This is a genomic window from Devosia sp., from assembly GCF_017307565.1.
In the GTDB taxonomy this organism is placed as follows: Bacteria; Pseudomonadota; Alphaproteobacteria; order Rhizobiales; family Devosiaceae; genus Devosia.
On the sequence record NZ_JAFKHD010000311.1, the window covers coordinates 15,638 to 28,534 of the forward strand.

The 12,897-nt window shown below is 62.2% G+C and carries 14 protein-coding genes; 9 read left to right on the forward strand and 5 right to left on the reverse strand.

The window, feature by feature from the left end; genetic code table 11:
* Window positions 1–6 precede the first annotated feature (6 nt).
* Window positions 7–756: a TSUP family transporter gene (locus J0I64_RS09690; protein WP_291407572.1), complete on the forward strand. Its 750-nt coding sequence runs from the start codon at window positions 7–9 to the stop codon at window positions 754–756.
* Here the strand turns inward: J0I64_RS09690 and J0I64_RS09695 are convergent, their stop codons facing one another.
* From J0I64_RS09695 to J0I64_RS09705, 3 genes are all read right to left on the reverse strand, one after another.
* On the reverse strand, window positions 757–987 hold the full coding sequence (locus J0I64_RS09695) for a BrnA antitoxin family protein (RefSeq protein ID WP_291407574.1): 231 nt from the start codon (window positions 985–987) through the stop codon (window positions 757–759). It lies immediately after the preceding gene.
* 134 nt (window positions 988–1,121) lie between these two features.
* Entirely contained in the window at window positions 1,122–2,762 is a 1,641-nt protein-coding gene (gene groL / locus J0I64_RS09700; protein ID WP_291407576.1) for a chaperonin GroEL, read from the reverse strand.
* Between the two features lie 47 nt (window positions 2,763–2,809).
* Window positions 2,810–3,100: a co-chaperone GroES gene (locus J0I64_RS09705; RefSeq protein WP_035083617.1), complete on the reverse strand. Its 291-nt coding sequence runs from the start codon at window positions 3,098–3,100 to the stop codon at window positions 2,810–2,812.
* 184 nt (window positions 3,101–3,284) lie between these two features.
* Between J0I64_RS09705 and J0I64_RS09710 the strand changes: the two genes are divergently transcribed.
* From J0I64_RS09710 to J0I64_RS09725, 4 genes are all read left to right on the forward strand, one after another.
* Window positions 3,285–3,644 carry a DUF427 domain-containing protein gene (locus tag J0I64_RS09710; RefSeq protein WP_291407580.1) on the forward strand — a complete coding sequence of 120 codons (360 nt, stop codon included), beginning with the start codon at window positions 3,285–3,287 and terminating at the stop codon, window positions 3,642–3,644.
* Between the two features lie 115 nt (window positions 3,645–3,759).
* On the forward strand, window positions 3,760–3,954 hold the full coding sequence (locus tag J0I64_RS09715) for a hypothetical protein (protein WP_291407582.1): 195 nt from the start codon (window positions 3,760–3,762) through the stop codon (window positions 3,952–3,954).
* A gap of 26 nt (window positions 3,955–3,980) precedes the next feature.
* Window positions 3,981–4,946: a DMT family transporter gene (locus J0I64_RS09720; protein ID WP_291407584.1), complete on the forward strand. Its 966-nt coding sequence runs from the start codon at window positions 3,981–3,983 to the stop codon at window positions 4,944–4,946.
* A 51-nt stretch (window positions 4,947–4,997) separates the two neighbouring features.
* Complete coding sequence (locus J0I64_RS09725) at window positions 4,998–5,375, forward strand: hypothetical protein (RefSeq protein WP_291407586.1); 378 nt, start codon at window positions 4,998–5,000, stop codon at window positions 5,373–5,375.
* A gap of 29 nt (window positions 5,376–5,404) precedes the next feature.
* Here the strand turns inward: J0I64_RS09725 and J0I64_RS09730 are convergent, their stop codons facing one another.
* Both J0I64_RS09730 and J0I64_RS09735 read right to left on the reverse strand, forming a co-directional pair.
* Window positions 5,405–5,941, reverse strand: coding sequence for a dihydrofolate reductase family protein (locus J0I64_RS09730; protein WP_291407588.1), 537 nt, complete (start codon window positions 5,939–5,941; stop codon window positions 5,405–5,407).
* A gap of 201 nt (window positions 5,942–6,142) precedes the next feature.
* Window positions 6,143–7,573, reverse strand: coding sequence for a sigma-54 dependent transcriptional regulator (locus J0I64_RS09735; RefSeq protein ID WP_291407590.1), 1,431 nt, complete (start codon window positions 7,571–7,573; stop codon window positions 6,143–6,145).
* A gap of 196 nt (window positions 7,574–7,769) precedes the next feature.
* Between J0I64_RS09735 and J0I64_RS09740 the strand changes: the two genes are divergently transcribed.
* From J0I64_RS09740 to J0I64_RS09755, 4 genes are all read left to right on the forward strand, one after another.
* Window positions 7,770–9,047, forward strand: a complete 1,278-nt coding sequence (locus tag J0I64_RS09740; protein WP_291407592.1) for an EAL domain-containing protein — start codon at window positions 7,770–7,772, stop codon at window positions 9,045–9,047.
* A gap of 90 nt (window positions 9,048–9,137) precedes the next feature.
* On the forward strand, window positions 9,138–10,016 hold the full coding sequence (locus tag J0I64_RS09745; protein WP_291407593.1) for a TIGR01459 family HAD-type hydrolase: 879 nt from the start codon (window positions 9,138–9,140) through the stop codon (window positions 10,014–10,016).
* 1 nt (window position 10,017) lies between these two features.
* Complete coding sequence (locus tag J0I64_RS09750; RefSeq protein ID WP_291407596.1) at window positions 10,018–10,992, forward strand: bifunctional riboflavin kinase/FAD synthetase; 975 nt, start codon at window positions 10,018–10,020, stop codon at window positions 10,990–10,992.
* A gap of 166 nt (window positions 10,993–11,158) precedes the next feature.
* Window positions 11,159–12,897: class I tRNA ligase family protein (locus J0I64_RS09755; protein WP_291407598.1), on the forward strand; the 1,739-nt coding region annotated here is incomplete at its 3' end.

The window sequence follows — 12,897 nt, forward strand, 5'->3', positions numbered from 1 at the left end:
TCTGAAATGCTCGACCCACTGACCCTTGTTGCCCTAGGGGGCGTTGGCCTCCTGGCCGGTTTTGTTGATGCCGTGGCCGGTGGCGGTGGCATGCTGACCGTGCCCGCGCTGCTTTCCGCCGGCCTGCCGCCGATCGCGGCGCTCGCCACCAACAAGATGCAGTCGGTCATCGGCACCGCCATGGCGACCTACACCTATTGGCGAAAGGGTTTTGTGTCGCTCAAGGCGCTGGTCCCGTCCATCGCGGTGACCTATGCCGGCAGCATGATCGGCGCGCTGACTGTCAAACAGATCGACACGAGCTTCCTCAATCTGGCCGTGCCTATCGCCCTGATCGGGGTGGCGCTCTACTTTCTGTTCGCGCCCAATCTGTCGGATGCGAACCGCACCTCGCGCCTCGCATTCCCCAAATGGGTGCCGCTGCTCGGTTTCGTCATTGGGTTCTATGACGGCATCTTTGGCCCGGGCACGGGCTCGTTTTTCACCATCGGTTTCGTGCTGCTCTTTGGCCTCGGCGTCACCCGGGCCGCGGGCAATACCAAGCTCCTCAATCTGACGTCGAACCTGGCAGCGCTGACCATTTTCATTCCGAGTGGCGACGTCGTCTGGCCGGCCGTGATGTGCATGGCCGTGGGGCAGGTCATCGGCGGCTATTTCGGCGCCCATGCCGGTATTCGCTTCGGCGCCAAATTGATCCGCCCTCTGGTCGTGGTGGTGTCCATCGCCATGGCGGTCAAGCTTATCCTCTGGCCCTAGCTAACCGAGCCCTGCGGCCTTGCGCAGGGCGTCGTTGATGCGCTCCTGCCAGCCCGGACCATCATCCTGGAAATGCTCCACCACAGCGCGATCGAGCCGCAGTGACACTAGCTCCTTGCCCTCCGGAGGCGTGGTCGCCTTTGGACCGGATACAATTTCGGGCTTGGTGGTTGCGCTCTTGAAGGCGGCTTCTGCCTGATCAAGGGCGCTGCCGCGTCGTGGCGTTCTCATGCTGGCCTCAAAAAATGTGTTTCCGCACTGTAGCCGCTACAAGGCAACGAAAAAAGGCGCTGTGTTGCCACAGCGCCTTTCCACGAAGTTCGTGACTGGGAAGAAACGAGCTTCGAAGTCTTTGGTTGGACTTTTTAGAAGTCCATACCGCCCATACCGCCCATGCCGCCAGCGCCCGGCATTGCCGGAGCTTCAGCCTTGGGGGCTTCAACGATCGTAGCTTCCGTCGTGATCAGGAGCGAAGCAACCGAAGCTGCGTCCTGCAGAGCGTGACGGACGACCTTGACCGGATCGATAACGCCGAGTGCAACGAGGTCACCGTATTCGCCGGTGGCAGCGTTGTAGCCGAACGAAGCAGCCGAGTTTTCGAGGATCTTGTCGACAACGACGGAGCCTTCGGCGCCGGCATTGTTGGCAATGGTGCGAACCGGAGCCTGGAGAGCGCGGCGAACGATGGCGATACCAGCTTCCTGGTCGGCATTGATGCCCTTGACGGTGAGAGCGGCCGAAGCGCGGAGCAGGGCAACGCCACCACCCGGCACGATGCCTTCTTCAACGGCAGCGCGGGTCGCGTTCAGAGCGTCATCGACGCGATCCTTGCGTTCCTTGACTTCCACTTCGGTCGAACCACCGACCTTGATCACGGCAACGCCACCGGCGAGCTTGGCAAGACGTTCCTGCAGCTTCTCGCGGTCGTAGTCCGAGGTGGTTTCCTCGATCTGCGCCTTGATCTGGCCAACGCGGCCCTGGATGTCGTCGGCAGCGCCGGCACCATCAACGATCGTGGTGTTTTCCTTGGTGATTTCAACGCGCTTGGCAGTGCCGAGCATGTCGAGGGTCACGTTCTCGAGCTTGATGCCGAGATCTTCGGAGATCACCTGGCCACCGGTCAGGATGGCGATGTCTTCGAGCATGGCCTTGCGGCGGTCGCCGAAGCCAGGAGCCTTGACGGCAGCAACCTTGAGGCCGCCACGCAGACGGTTGACGACGAGGGTCGCGAGAGCCTCACCTTCGATGTCTTCGGCAATGATCAGCAGCGGGCGCTGGGACTGAACGACAGCTTCGAGGATCGGCAGGATGGCCTGGAGATTCGCGAGCTTCTTTTCGTGCAGCAGGATGATCGGGTCCTCGAGGACGGCGGTCATCTTTTCAGCATTGGTAACGAAGTAGGGCGAGAGGTAGCCACGGTCGAACTGCATGCCTTCAACGACATCGAGTTCGGTCCCAGCGGTCTTGGCTTCTTCGACGGTGATGACACCCTCGTTGCCGACCTTCTGCATGGCTTCGGCGATCATGTCGCCGATCGAAGTTTCGCCGTTGGCCGAAATGGTGCCGACCTGAGCAACTTCGGAGGACGAGGTGATCTTCTTCGACGAAGCCTGGAGCGAAGCGACAACTTCAGCAACGGCGAGGTCGATACCGCGCTTCAGATCCATCGGGTTGAAGCCGGCGGCAACAGCCTTGACGCCTTCGACAACGATAGCCTGGCCGAGAACGGTGGCGGTGGTGGTGCCGTCACCGGCAACGTCGTTGGTCTTGGAAGCGACCGAGCGCAGGAGCTGCGCGCCGAGGTTTTCGAACTTGTCTTCGAGTTCGATTTCCTTGGCAACCGAGACGCCGTCCTTGGTGATGCGCGGGGCGCCAAAGGACTTTTCGATGACGACGTTACGACCCTTCGGGCCGAGGGTAACCTTCACCGCATTGGCGAGGATGTTGACGCCGCGCAGCATCTTTTCGCGGGCGTCGGTCGAGAACTTTACTTCTTTAGCAGCCATGTGAGGCGCTCCTTAGAATGGGTTAAACGACTGGATAGGCGAAGCTTTTAGGCTTCGACGATACCCATGATGTCGCTTTCCTTCATGATGATCAGGTCTTCGCCATTGAGCTTGACCTCGGTGCCGCTCCACTTGCCGAAGAGCACGCGATCGCCGGCCTTGACGTCAAGGGCGTTGATCTTGCCGTTTTCGTCACGGGCGCCGGGGCCGACGGAAACGATGATGCCCTCGGAGGGCTTTTCCTTGGCGGTGTCGGGGATGATGATCCCGCCCTTGGTCTTTTCTTCACTGTCGACGCGACGGACGACAACACGGTCATGCAGGGGACGGAAGCCCATGATTTGCTCCTCTAGGCATCATTTCTGAATGCAATTTCGGGCCTGTTAGCACTCGGGTTGTGTGAGTGCTAGCAAGGTGACCGGGATATAGGGATGGCCTGACGGCTGAGTCAAGGTTAGGTGAACGGAGATTTTGCTCATGCGTTAACATGGTTGGATGAACCTCATGCAAAGGGAGGCGCAAGTGCCGGCCGACATGACCACGACCGCCAGAGTGAGCCCCGTTGAAGGGCGCGTGCATATCTTTTTCGACGACGCAGAAATCGCCAGCACGCTCAACGCCTTGAAGCTCGAGGAAGGCGGGAGCAAACCGCAGATTTTCGTGCCGCTCGAGGCTGTTCATCCCGGCATTCTCGAGGCCTCGGAAACGACGCGCGACGAGCCGGGAAAGGGACCGGCGCATTATTACACCATCAAGACCCTGACCGCCGACGGGCCCGACGAAGCCTGGTATTACCCCTATGCGGACGGCGCCTATGGCCCGATCCGTGACCTCATCACCTTTGGTGGCGAACGCGTCAAAGTGAGCGTTTCCGAGGTCTAGCGGTTAACACACTGTTAGCATCGAGCGCCGCACGGGCGCCAATTGGGGAAAGAGGCGAGAAAGCACGGCCACTTTCCCCTTTCTTCCTCCCTCGAGGTGCTGCATAAGGCTCCCCATGAGCGAACAATCTTCTTATCAGATCAAGCTGCGCCTCAAGGGCGGCAGCGGCCCCAATGCAAACTGGCACTGGGAGATTCTCGACGCCGAGGGCAAGCTCGCCAAGAGCGGCAGCGCCGTCGGTCCGGAACACAAGGCATTCGCCACGGCGCGAATCGCCAAGGAGAAGCTGGAAAAAATCCAGTCCAAGTAGTCCGGTTCGCCGGTCCGGATGGCCCCATGTCCGCCCCCGACAGTACGAGCACGCAAGTCTTCGCCGCCAGCGCGGCCAGTCCCATGCGCGGCATCATGCTCAAGGTCGTGTCGGTGTTCTTCTTCGTCGGCATGGCCACCATGCTCAAGGCGACGGAGACCATACCATCGGGCGAGATGGTGTTTTTCCGCTCCTTCTTCGCGCTGCTCCCGGTTCTGGGCTATCTTGCCTGGAAGGGGCGGCTGGCCAACGCCTTTGCAACCAAGCGCCCCCTGGGTCACATCCTGCGGGGCCTTGTCGGCGTCGCCTCGATGAGCCTTGGCTTTTTCGCGCTGACGCGACTGCCTTTGCCCGAGGCCACAGCGATCACCTATGCGACGCCGCTGCTGATCGTCATCTTTTCCGCCGTGCTGCTCAATGAACGCGTTCACTTCTTCCGCTGGACGGCCGTGGTCGTGGGGCTCGTGGGCGTCGTCATTATTCTCTGGCCGCGGCTGACGGTGTTTTCCGGCGGCGAGGCGCTGGGCAACGCCGAGGCGGTTGGTGCATTGGCAGCACTGCTGGCAGCCGTGCTTTCGGCCTTTGCCATGATGGCGGTGCGCAATCTCGTCCATACCGAGCGCACCGAGGCCATCGTCACCTATTTCTTCATCAGCGCCAGCGTGCTTTCGCTGCTGACCTTGCCCTTTGGCTGGGTCTGGCCGACGCCACAGCAGGCAGCGCTTCTGGTCGGGGCCGGTTTCTTCGGCGGCATCGGGCAATTGCTGATGACCTCGTCCTACCGACACGCCGACATGTCGGTGATCGCACCCTTTGAATATGTGTCGCTGATCCTCACCATCATCCTTGGCTATTTCATCTTCTCCGACGTGCCGACGCTGACCATGATCCTCGGGGCGATCATCATCGTCGGCTCGGGCATTGCGGTGATCCTGCGCGAGCATCGGCTGGGCCTCGATCGGGTGCGGGCCAAGGAAGCCAACACGCCTTGATCTGTGGGACTGCCCGCCTGATCTAAGAGAGCGAGCGGGCGAGGAACGAGCATGGGCGCGACAGCAGCCGTCATCTTTTCAGCATTGATCATTGGCCTAGCGCTGTTTCAGGCCAATCTCGCCGCGGGTGCGCCCTGGGGAAGGCTGGCCTGGGGCGGGCAATATGCGCGCCTGCCGCCGCGGCTGCGGGTCGCGAGTGTCTTTTCCATCCTGATCTATGTCGGGCTCGCTGCCATTGTCCTCGGCCGGGCCGGCCTTGTGGCGCTGACCGGGGACTGGCTTGGGCCAGCGGCCTGGGCGGTCGTGGGTTTTATGGCGCTGGGAACGGCGATGAACGCGATCTCGCCGAGCGTGCCGGAACGGCTGGTAATGGCCCCGATCGCGGCGGTGTTGTGTGGCACCGCCGCAATTGTCGCACTGGGCTGGTGAGGCGCGACGACGAGAATCGGGCTTCGCGCCTAGCGTTTGACGCGATAGTGCGACTGCACGAGGCCAGAGGGGAAGGATTTCGTCCCGAGATGTTCAAGCGCGATGTCGGCCGGTAGCGGACCGAAAAGCGGCGCGCCCTCGCCGATGAGGATCGGAATGGTGCTGACGATCATGTCCTCAACGAAGCCGGCGCGGAGGAAGGACTGGATCAGCTTGCCGCCATCGGCATAGACGCGCTGCCAGCCGCGGCTTGCAGCGATCTCCATGGCGGCCTCCGGCGTCGCGGCCAGAATTTCGACCTTGTCTTTCAGATGCTCGGTGACCGATGCGGGATCGAGGCTGTGGCTCAGGACCAGCACCGGCTTTTCATAATACCACTCGTCGAACGTCATCACTTTCTCATAGGTGCCGCGACCCATGATGATCCCGTCCATCCCGGCGATATGGGTATTGTAGCCGTGATCCTCGCCGGGAGCGGAAAAGCTCGTCAGCCAGTCGAGATCGTCGTCCTTGCGGGCAATGAAGCCATCAAGGCTGGTGGCGATAAAGACGTGGGCGGTGGGCATGGGACTCTCCTGTGATGAGAGCACCTAACATGTCTCCGACGTCACTTCTTGTCAGGAGGCTCCCCTAACGGCCACGGTCTTGGCGTCCATTTCTTTGCCTTCGAGCAAGGGGGCAGGAGGGGCTCTGCTGCCGGAAACAGTGATTCCCGCTGTTGCGGGAATGACGCCGTATGTGGATGTGGAGGTTTTTGGAGGCGGGCCTTAGCCCGCCTTTTGCATCTCCGCCCAGCCCTGGCGCTTGCGATAGATGGTGGAGGGGCTGATTTCGAGGGCCGCGGCAGCCATGGAAATATTGCCCGAGAAGGCCGCGATGGCGTCTTCGATGATCTTCTGCTCCTGCTGCCACATGGGCAGGATGGCGCGACGGCCTTCGGCGCGCGGGGCAGGGGCCTCTACCGGCACGAAGGCCTGGGATTCGATATCGGCAGCATTTAGCATGCCGATATCGCTCTCGCCGCCATCGAACATCACGACGATGCGGCGGACCAGGTTCTGCAACTGCCGCACATTGCCCGGCCAGTCGGCGGCGGTCAGTTGCTGGGCGGCATCGGTCGAGAAGCCGGCAAACACCTTGTGCTCCTCGCGCGCATAGCGCTCGAGGAAATGGCGAGCCAGCACCATGATGTCAGTGGGGCGCTGGCGCAGCGGCGGCAGATGCATGGGCAGGACATGCAGGCGATAGAACAGGTCCTCGCGGAACTTCCGCTCGGAAATCATCTGCAGCGGATTGCGATTGGTGGCGCAGATAACGCGCACATCGACTTTCCGCATATTGGCTTCGCCGACGCGCGAAATGGTGCCGGTCTGCAGGAACCGCAGCAGCTTTGATTGCAGCGAAAGATCCATTTCCCCGATTTCATCGAGGAACAGGGTGCCGCCATCGGCGAGCTCGGCCGCGCCCTTGCGGTCTTCATGGGCGCCGGTAAAGGCGCCGCGGGCGACGCCGAACAGTTCGCTTTCCATCAGGTCGCGCGGAATGGCGGCGCAATTGATGGCAACGAAGCGCTTGGTCGAACGCGGGCCCTGGCTATGGAGGGCTTCGGCGCAGACATCCTTGCCCGTGCCGCTCTCGCCGGTGATGAAAACCGGGGCAGAGGAGGTCGCGACGCGTCCGATCTGCTCGTAGATGAACTGCATGGCATTGGACGCGCCGACAAAACCGGCGAAGTCGGGAACGGCCTGCGGACGGCTTGTGTCGAGCCCCAGCGAACGCGGGCGGCCGTGGCGCTGGGCCAATTCGCCAATGCGGGTGGCAAGGGCCGGGCCGGCAATCGGCTTGGTCACATAGTCATGGGCGCCCGAACGCATGGCGCTGACCGCTGCACTGACGGAAGAACCGCCCGCCATGGCGATGACGAGCGCGCCTTCGGCATGGCGCACGACGCGGCCCATGCCTTCGTCATCGCGCTCGGCGAGATCGGCAAGGCTCGGCATATCGGCCAGAATAATGTCGAATCGGTTGGCGCGCAGCATGTCGAGAGCCTCGCGGCCGCTCTTGGCCACGACGACGGACGGCGTGCACAAAAGGGCTTCGCTCAACGATTCGCCAATGCGAGAAGCCGCTTCTGCGTCGCTATCGACCAGCAGAAGTCGCCCGCTCAGCGCGTTGTCGAGGCCGGAATTCATTGCCATTGCGCCTAAATCCTAGAGTTTCGCCGGTGGCCGGCCGGAAACGAACCGGCCATGACGTTCTCGCCGATTGTTGACGAAACAGGGTAAATAATCCGTTCTTTACACGTACGATCGCGTCTCGGCGCTTTTGCCGAGAAAGCGGCAATGATATGACTACGACGTCGAATCTTGCCACTTTCTGATCCCCGGGATGCCCATGCAGGCTCTGGTCTATCTCTTTATCGCGCTTGCCGGTTTCGCCATTGGCGCAGCAGCCTATTTCGGCTTGTCCTTCTCGCTGGCCGAAGCGGTGCTGGTTGCGCTGGTCGTTGGCTGCATCGGCGTGGTGGTGATGGAGCGTCGCCTGCGCCTGCGCGCCGAGCAGCGGCTCGAACGTGGCATCGAGGATTTGTCGCGTCTGCTCGCGACTGACGCCCAGGCCGGTTCGGTGCTTGGTCGCCGCATCAACGCCCTTTCAGAACTCAATCCCGGACAGCGGCTTGAAACCATCGAAGCCGATATTTCCGTGCTCGGCACGGTTATTCGCCAGGTGGCTGAGGCCGTTGCCGAAATTGAGGAAAAAGCTTCTGCCGCCGTTGCGGCTCCTGCTGCCGAGCGCTTTGTGGACGATAGTCCGCGGGCCGTTCCTGCCCAGCGCCTTACGGCCGAGGACGAGATCGAGCCGATCATTCCCGTTGAAATGGTACGCCAGGCGCTGAAAGATCAACGCCTGGTTTTTCATATCCAGCCCGTAGCGCGCCTGCCGCAGCGCCGCCCGGCCGGCTATGATCTCGTGCCGCGCCTGATGCTCGAAGATGGCGATCTCGCCGAGCCGGTCGACTTCATGCCACGCCATGGCGGCGAAGACGTGCTGCAGCGCATCGATGGCACCGCGCTCAACGAGGCGGTGGCCATTGCCCGCCGCGCCCGCACCGGTGGCCAGGCGATTACGCTGCATGTGCCGCTGAGCGGCGCAACGCTGCGCGACAATGCAGCCATGGAGCAGATTCTCGCCATTCTCGATGCCAACCGGGTCATTGCCACCGGGCTGATCTTTGTTGTCGGCGAGGCCGAATTCCACGAGCTGATGCAGAACGTTCGTCCGGCGCTGCAGGCGATCCAGCGGCGCGGCGCGGGCTATTCGCTCGCCAAGGCCACCTCGCTGCGCATCAATTTCACTGATCTTTCCGAACTTGGCGTGCGCTCGATTCGCGTCAATGCCGGCCGCCTGATCAAGACCCCGGAGGTCTATACCGACTTCCACCTGTCCGACATCGCCAGCTATGTCGGCCGTTTCGACATTACCCTGCTCGCCACCGGTCTCACCGATGAGCGGCAGATCGTCGAACTGCTCGACAATGAAATCACGCTCGTTCAGGGCAACCACATCGCGCCGCCCGGTCCGGTGCGGCCTGACCTGTTGCTCGAGCCGACCCGCACGGTGGCGCCGCCCCAACCGCGGCCGGAACCGCAGCGCCGCCGCGTCGAAGTGTGAAATCGGCATCGCGCTCGGTTTCGGGCTTGATCGAGCGGGCCAAACTGCCACATAGCAGCGCACACGATCCTTTTCCGGGGAATTGAGCCCATGTCCGCACCCGCGCCCCTGCCCATTATTTCTGGCCTCTCCGATCTCGCGGGGCGCTATGATGCGGTGCTGAGCGACGTTTGGGGCGTCATCCACAACGGCGTTTCGGCCTTTCCCGAGGCCGTCGAGGCGCTGGTGAACTATCGCCGCGCCGGCGGCAAAGTGGTGCTGATCACCAATGCGCCGCGCCCCTCGCCGCCGATCGTGGCTATGCTCGACCGCCTCAACGTGCCGCGCGAGGCCTATGACGCGATCGTCTCCTCGGGGGACGCGACGCGGACGATGATTTCGAAATATCGGGGCAAGGCCATCCACCACGTCGGGCCACCGACCGAGGACGATGCGCTTTATGAGGGGTTCGACCTCAAGCGCACCGGGCCGGAAGAGGCCGAAGTCGTGGTTGTGACCGATCTCGATACCGACGAGGACACGCCCGAAATGTACCGCGAGCGTGCGAAATTCTGGCTCTCGCGAAAGCTGCCGATGATCTGCGCCAATCCCGACCGGGTGGTGGAGCATGGGCACCAGATCATCTATTGCGGCGGCGCGCTGGGCGATCTTTATGCCGCCATGGGCGGTATGGTGCTGATGGCGGGTAAACCCTATCAGCCGATCTATGAAGAGGCGTTCCGCCTCGCCGAACTTGCGGCCGGCAAGTCGCTCGACAAGGGCCGGGTGCTGGCCATTGGCGACAGCGTTCGCACAGACGCGACCGGCGCCGCGCAGTTCGGCATCGACCTGTTGTTCATCACCGGTTCGATCCACGCGGCCGAGCTCGATGCTTTCGGCAAGCCCGATCCACAGGCCATTGCCGACCTTATTGCGCCGAGCCGCGCCCATGTGGCCGGCTTCCTGCCGCGTCTAGCCTGGGAAGCCTGAGTTGACTGGTTTCATTCGCCTTGCCGGCTTTGCCGACCTGCCCGCCGCGCTCAAGGGCGCCTATGTCGCCATCGGCAATTTCGACGGCATGCATCGCGGCCACCAGAAGGTCATCGCAGCCCTGCGCGAGCGGGCGCGTGCCGCCGGTGTGCCGGCGCTGATTCTGACCTTCGAGCCGCATCCGCGTGACGTTTTTGCGCCGACACCCTTCATGTTCCGGCTGACGCTGGGCGAGGCCAAGGCACAGCTGGCCGAGGCGCTGGGGCTCGATGGCATTATTGTCCTGCCCTTTGATACGGCGTTTTCGCAGATCGAGGCCGAGAGTTTTGTCGCTGACATTCTGGTCGGCGCTCTGGCGGTCAATGGCGTGATCATCGGCTCCGACTTCCACTTCGGCCGGCAGCGCCGTGGGACGCCGGCGTTCCTGCGCGACAAGGGCGCCGAGCTCGGTTTTGCCGTTGATACGCTCGATCTCGTCGACGAGGGTGACGAGGTGATTTCCTCCTCGCGCATCCGCGCAGCGCTCTCCGAGGGCGCCGTGGCCGCGGCCAATCGGCTGCTCGGCTTTCACTGGTTTTTTGAAGGTTGCGTGGTCAAGGGCGACCAGCGCGGGCGCGAACTTGGCTATCCCACTGCCAACACCATGACCCAGACCGGGTTTCAGCTGGCTCAGGGCGTTTATGCCGTGCGTGCCAAGGTGCGTGGTCGGCTGCTCGATGGCGTCGCCGCTTATGGAAAGCCCATGTTCGACAACCAGCGCCCGCCCTTCGAGACACATCTGTTCGACTTTGACGCAGATATCTATGGCGAGACCATAAGCGTGGCGCTGATCGGCCATATTCGCGGCCAGGAAGTGTTCAAGGGGCTCGACGATCTGATCGCCGCTATGGATCGCGACAGCCGCAAGGCGCGTGACATGATCGCTGCGGCGCGACCGATCGGGACGCTCGACGAAAGGCTCGGCTTCTTCGGCTGATGGCGGCGGGGATTACGCGCGGACGGATCCTGTCGCTTATACAATAGGTGCAGCGCACAGGGGCTTTGACGGCTGACGTGCGGGACGCGCGGCAAAATCAACCTTTGCCCCATCGGGCTGGCCTTGCTAAAAGGCGGCCCAATCTTCCAAAACCGATTGCCGTTCCATGACCGATACCGCTGCAAGCGCGACCGAAAAAGACTATTCGGCCACGCTCTTCCTGCCCGAAACCGAGTTTCCGATGCGCGCGGGCCTGCCCGACCGCGAGCCGATCTGGCTCAAGCGCTGGCAGGACATGGATATTTACGAGCGTCAGCGCGAGCAGGCCAAGGATCGGCCGCTGTTTACGCTGCATGACGGCCCGCCCTACGCCAACGGCAACATCCATATCGGCCATGCGCTGAACAAGACGCTGAAAGACCTGGTTTCCCGGTCCATGCAGATGCTTGGTCACAACGCTGCCTATATCCCCGGCTGGGATTGTCACGGCCTGCCCATCGAATGGAAGATCGAAGAGCAGTACCGCGCCAAGGGCAAGGACAAGAACGAAGTTCCGGTGGTGGAATTCCGCCAGGAATGCCGTTCGTTCGCCGAGAGCTGGGTCGATATCCAGCGCGAGGAATTCAAGCGCCTCGGGATTCTTGGTGAGTGGGACAATCCCTATCTCACCATGAGCTTTGACGCCGAAGCCCAGATCGCGCGCGAGCTGATGAAGGTGTCTATGTCCGGCCAGCTTTATCGCGGCTCGAAGCCCGTGATGTGGTCGGTAGTCGAGCGCACGGCGCTGGCTGAGGCCGAGATCGAATATGCCGATTATGAGAGCGACACGATCTGGGTGAAATTCCCGGTGGCGGGTCCCGTGGCAACACATCGCCTGCCCACTAACGAGCTCGGTGCTGGCCCAGCCTTCGGTCGATCCGTTTCATATGACCGGGACGGGTCCGAGCCGGAAGTTGACAGCTACAACGGCGTGTCGGTCGTCATTTGGACTACGACCCCGTGGACCATTCCTGCCAACCGGGCGATCAGCTTTTCGAGCAAAATCTCTTACGGCCTATACGAGGTCCTGGAAGCACCCGCTGATAACTGGGCCAAGGCAGGTGACCGCTATGTGTTGGCTGACAAGCTGGCACCTGAGGTGTTTGCCAAGGCCAAGATCGCAGAGGGCAACTACCGCAGTCTTGGCGCCGTTAGGCCGGAGGAAATCCTGGCCTGTTTCCATCCGCTGCACGGCTTGGCCGGCGGTTACAATTTTCAGGTGCCCCTCCTCGATGGCGAACACGTCACCGACGATGCCGGTACCGGCTTTGTGCATACCGCACCAAGCCACGGCCTCGACGACTTCGAGATCTGGATGAATTCCACCCGCGCCCTCCAGGCGCGCGGTATCGATCCGTCCATCCCGACCCCGGTCGGCGATGATGGTTTTTATACCAAGGACGCGCCTGGCTTCGACGGCGGTCGCGTTATCGACGACAACGGCAAGAAGGGCGATGCCAACCAGCGCGTCATCAGCGCCCTCGCCGAACGCGGCGCAATGGTTGCCCGTGGCCGCGTAAAGCACCAGTATCCGCATTCTTGGCGTTCCAAGAAGCCGGTGATCTATCGCAACACGCCGCAATGGTTTGTCTATATGGACAAGGCCATCGAAGGCGCCGAGGGCGACACGCTGCGCGTGCGCGCGCTCAATGCGATCGACAAGACGAAATTCTATCCCGCGGCTGGGCAGAACCGCCTGCGCGCCATGATTGCTGATCGCCCGGACTGGGTGCTGAGCCGTCAGCGCGCCTGGGGCGTGCCGATCACGGTTTTCGTACACAAGGAAACCGCCGAAATCCTCAAGGACGAGCTAGTCAATCACCGTATCGCCCAGAGCTTCGAGGAAGAGGGGGCCGACGCCTGGTT

Bases quoted from the DNA above. Each gene is read 5' to 3' on its own strand.
- groL (WP_291407576.1), bottom strand. From the start codon at position 2,762: ATGGCTGCTAAAGAAGTAAAGTTCTCGACCGACGCCCGCGAAAAGATG.
- J0I64_RS09740 (WP_291407592.1), top strand. From the start codon at position 7,770: ATGCAGGCTCTGGTCTATCTCTTTATCGCGCTTGCCGGTTTCGCCATT.
- J0I64_RS09715 (WP_291407582.1), top strand. From the start codon at position 3,760: ATGAGCGAACAATCTTCTTATCAGATCAAGCTGCGCCTCAAGGGCGGC.
- J0I64_RS09705 (WP_035083617.1), bottom strand. From the start codon at position 3,100: ATGGGCTTCCGTCCCCTGCATGACCGTGTTGTCGTCCGTCGCGTCGAC.
- J0I64_RS09695 (WP_291407574.1), bottom strand. From the start codon at position 987: ATGAGAACGCCACGACGCGGCAGCGCCCTTGATCAGGCAGAAGCCGCC.
- J0I64_RS09745 (WP_291407593.1), top strand. From the start codon at position 9,138: ATGTCCGCACCCGCGCCCCTGCCCATTATTTCTGGCCTCTCCGATCTC.
- J0I64_RS09690 (WP_291407572.1), top strand. From the start codon at position 7: ATGCTCGACCCACTGACCCTTGTTGCCCTAGGGGGCGTTGGCCTCCTG.
- J0I64_RS09735 (WP_291407590.1), bottom strand. From the start codon at position 7,573: ATGGCAATGAATTCCGGCCTCGACAACGCGCTGAGCGGGCGACTTCTG.
- J0I64_RS09720 (WP_291407584.1), top strand. From the start codon at position 3,981: ATGTCCGCCCCCGACAGTACGAGCACGCAAGTCTTCGCCGCCAGCGCG.
- J0I64_RS09725 (WP_291407586.1), top strand. From the start codon at position 4,998: ATGGGCGCGACAGCAGCCGTCATCTTTTCAGCATTGATCATTGGCCTA.
- J0I64_RS09730 (WP_291407588.1), bottom strand. From the start codon at position 5,941: ATGCCCACCGCCCACGTCTTTATCGCCACCAGCCTTGATGGCTTCATT.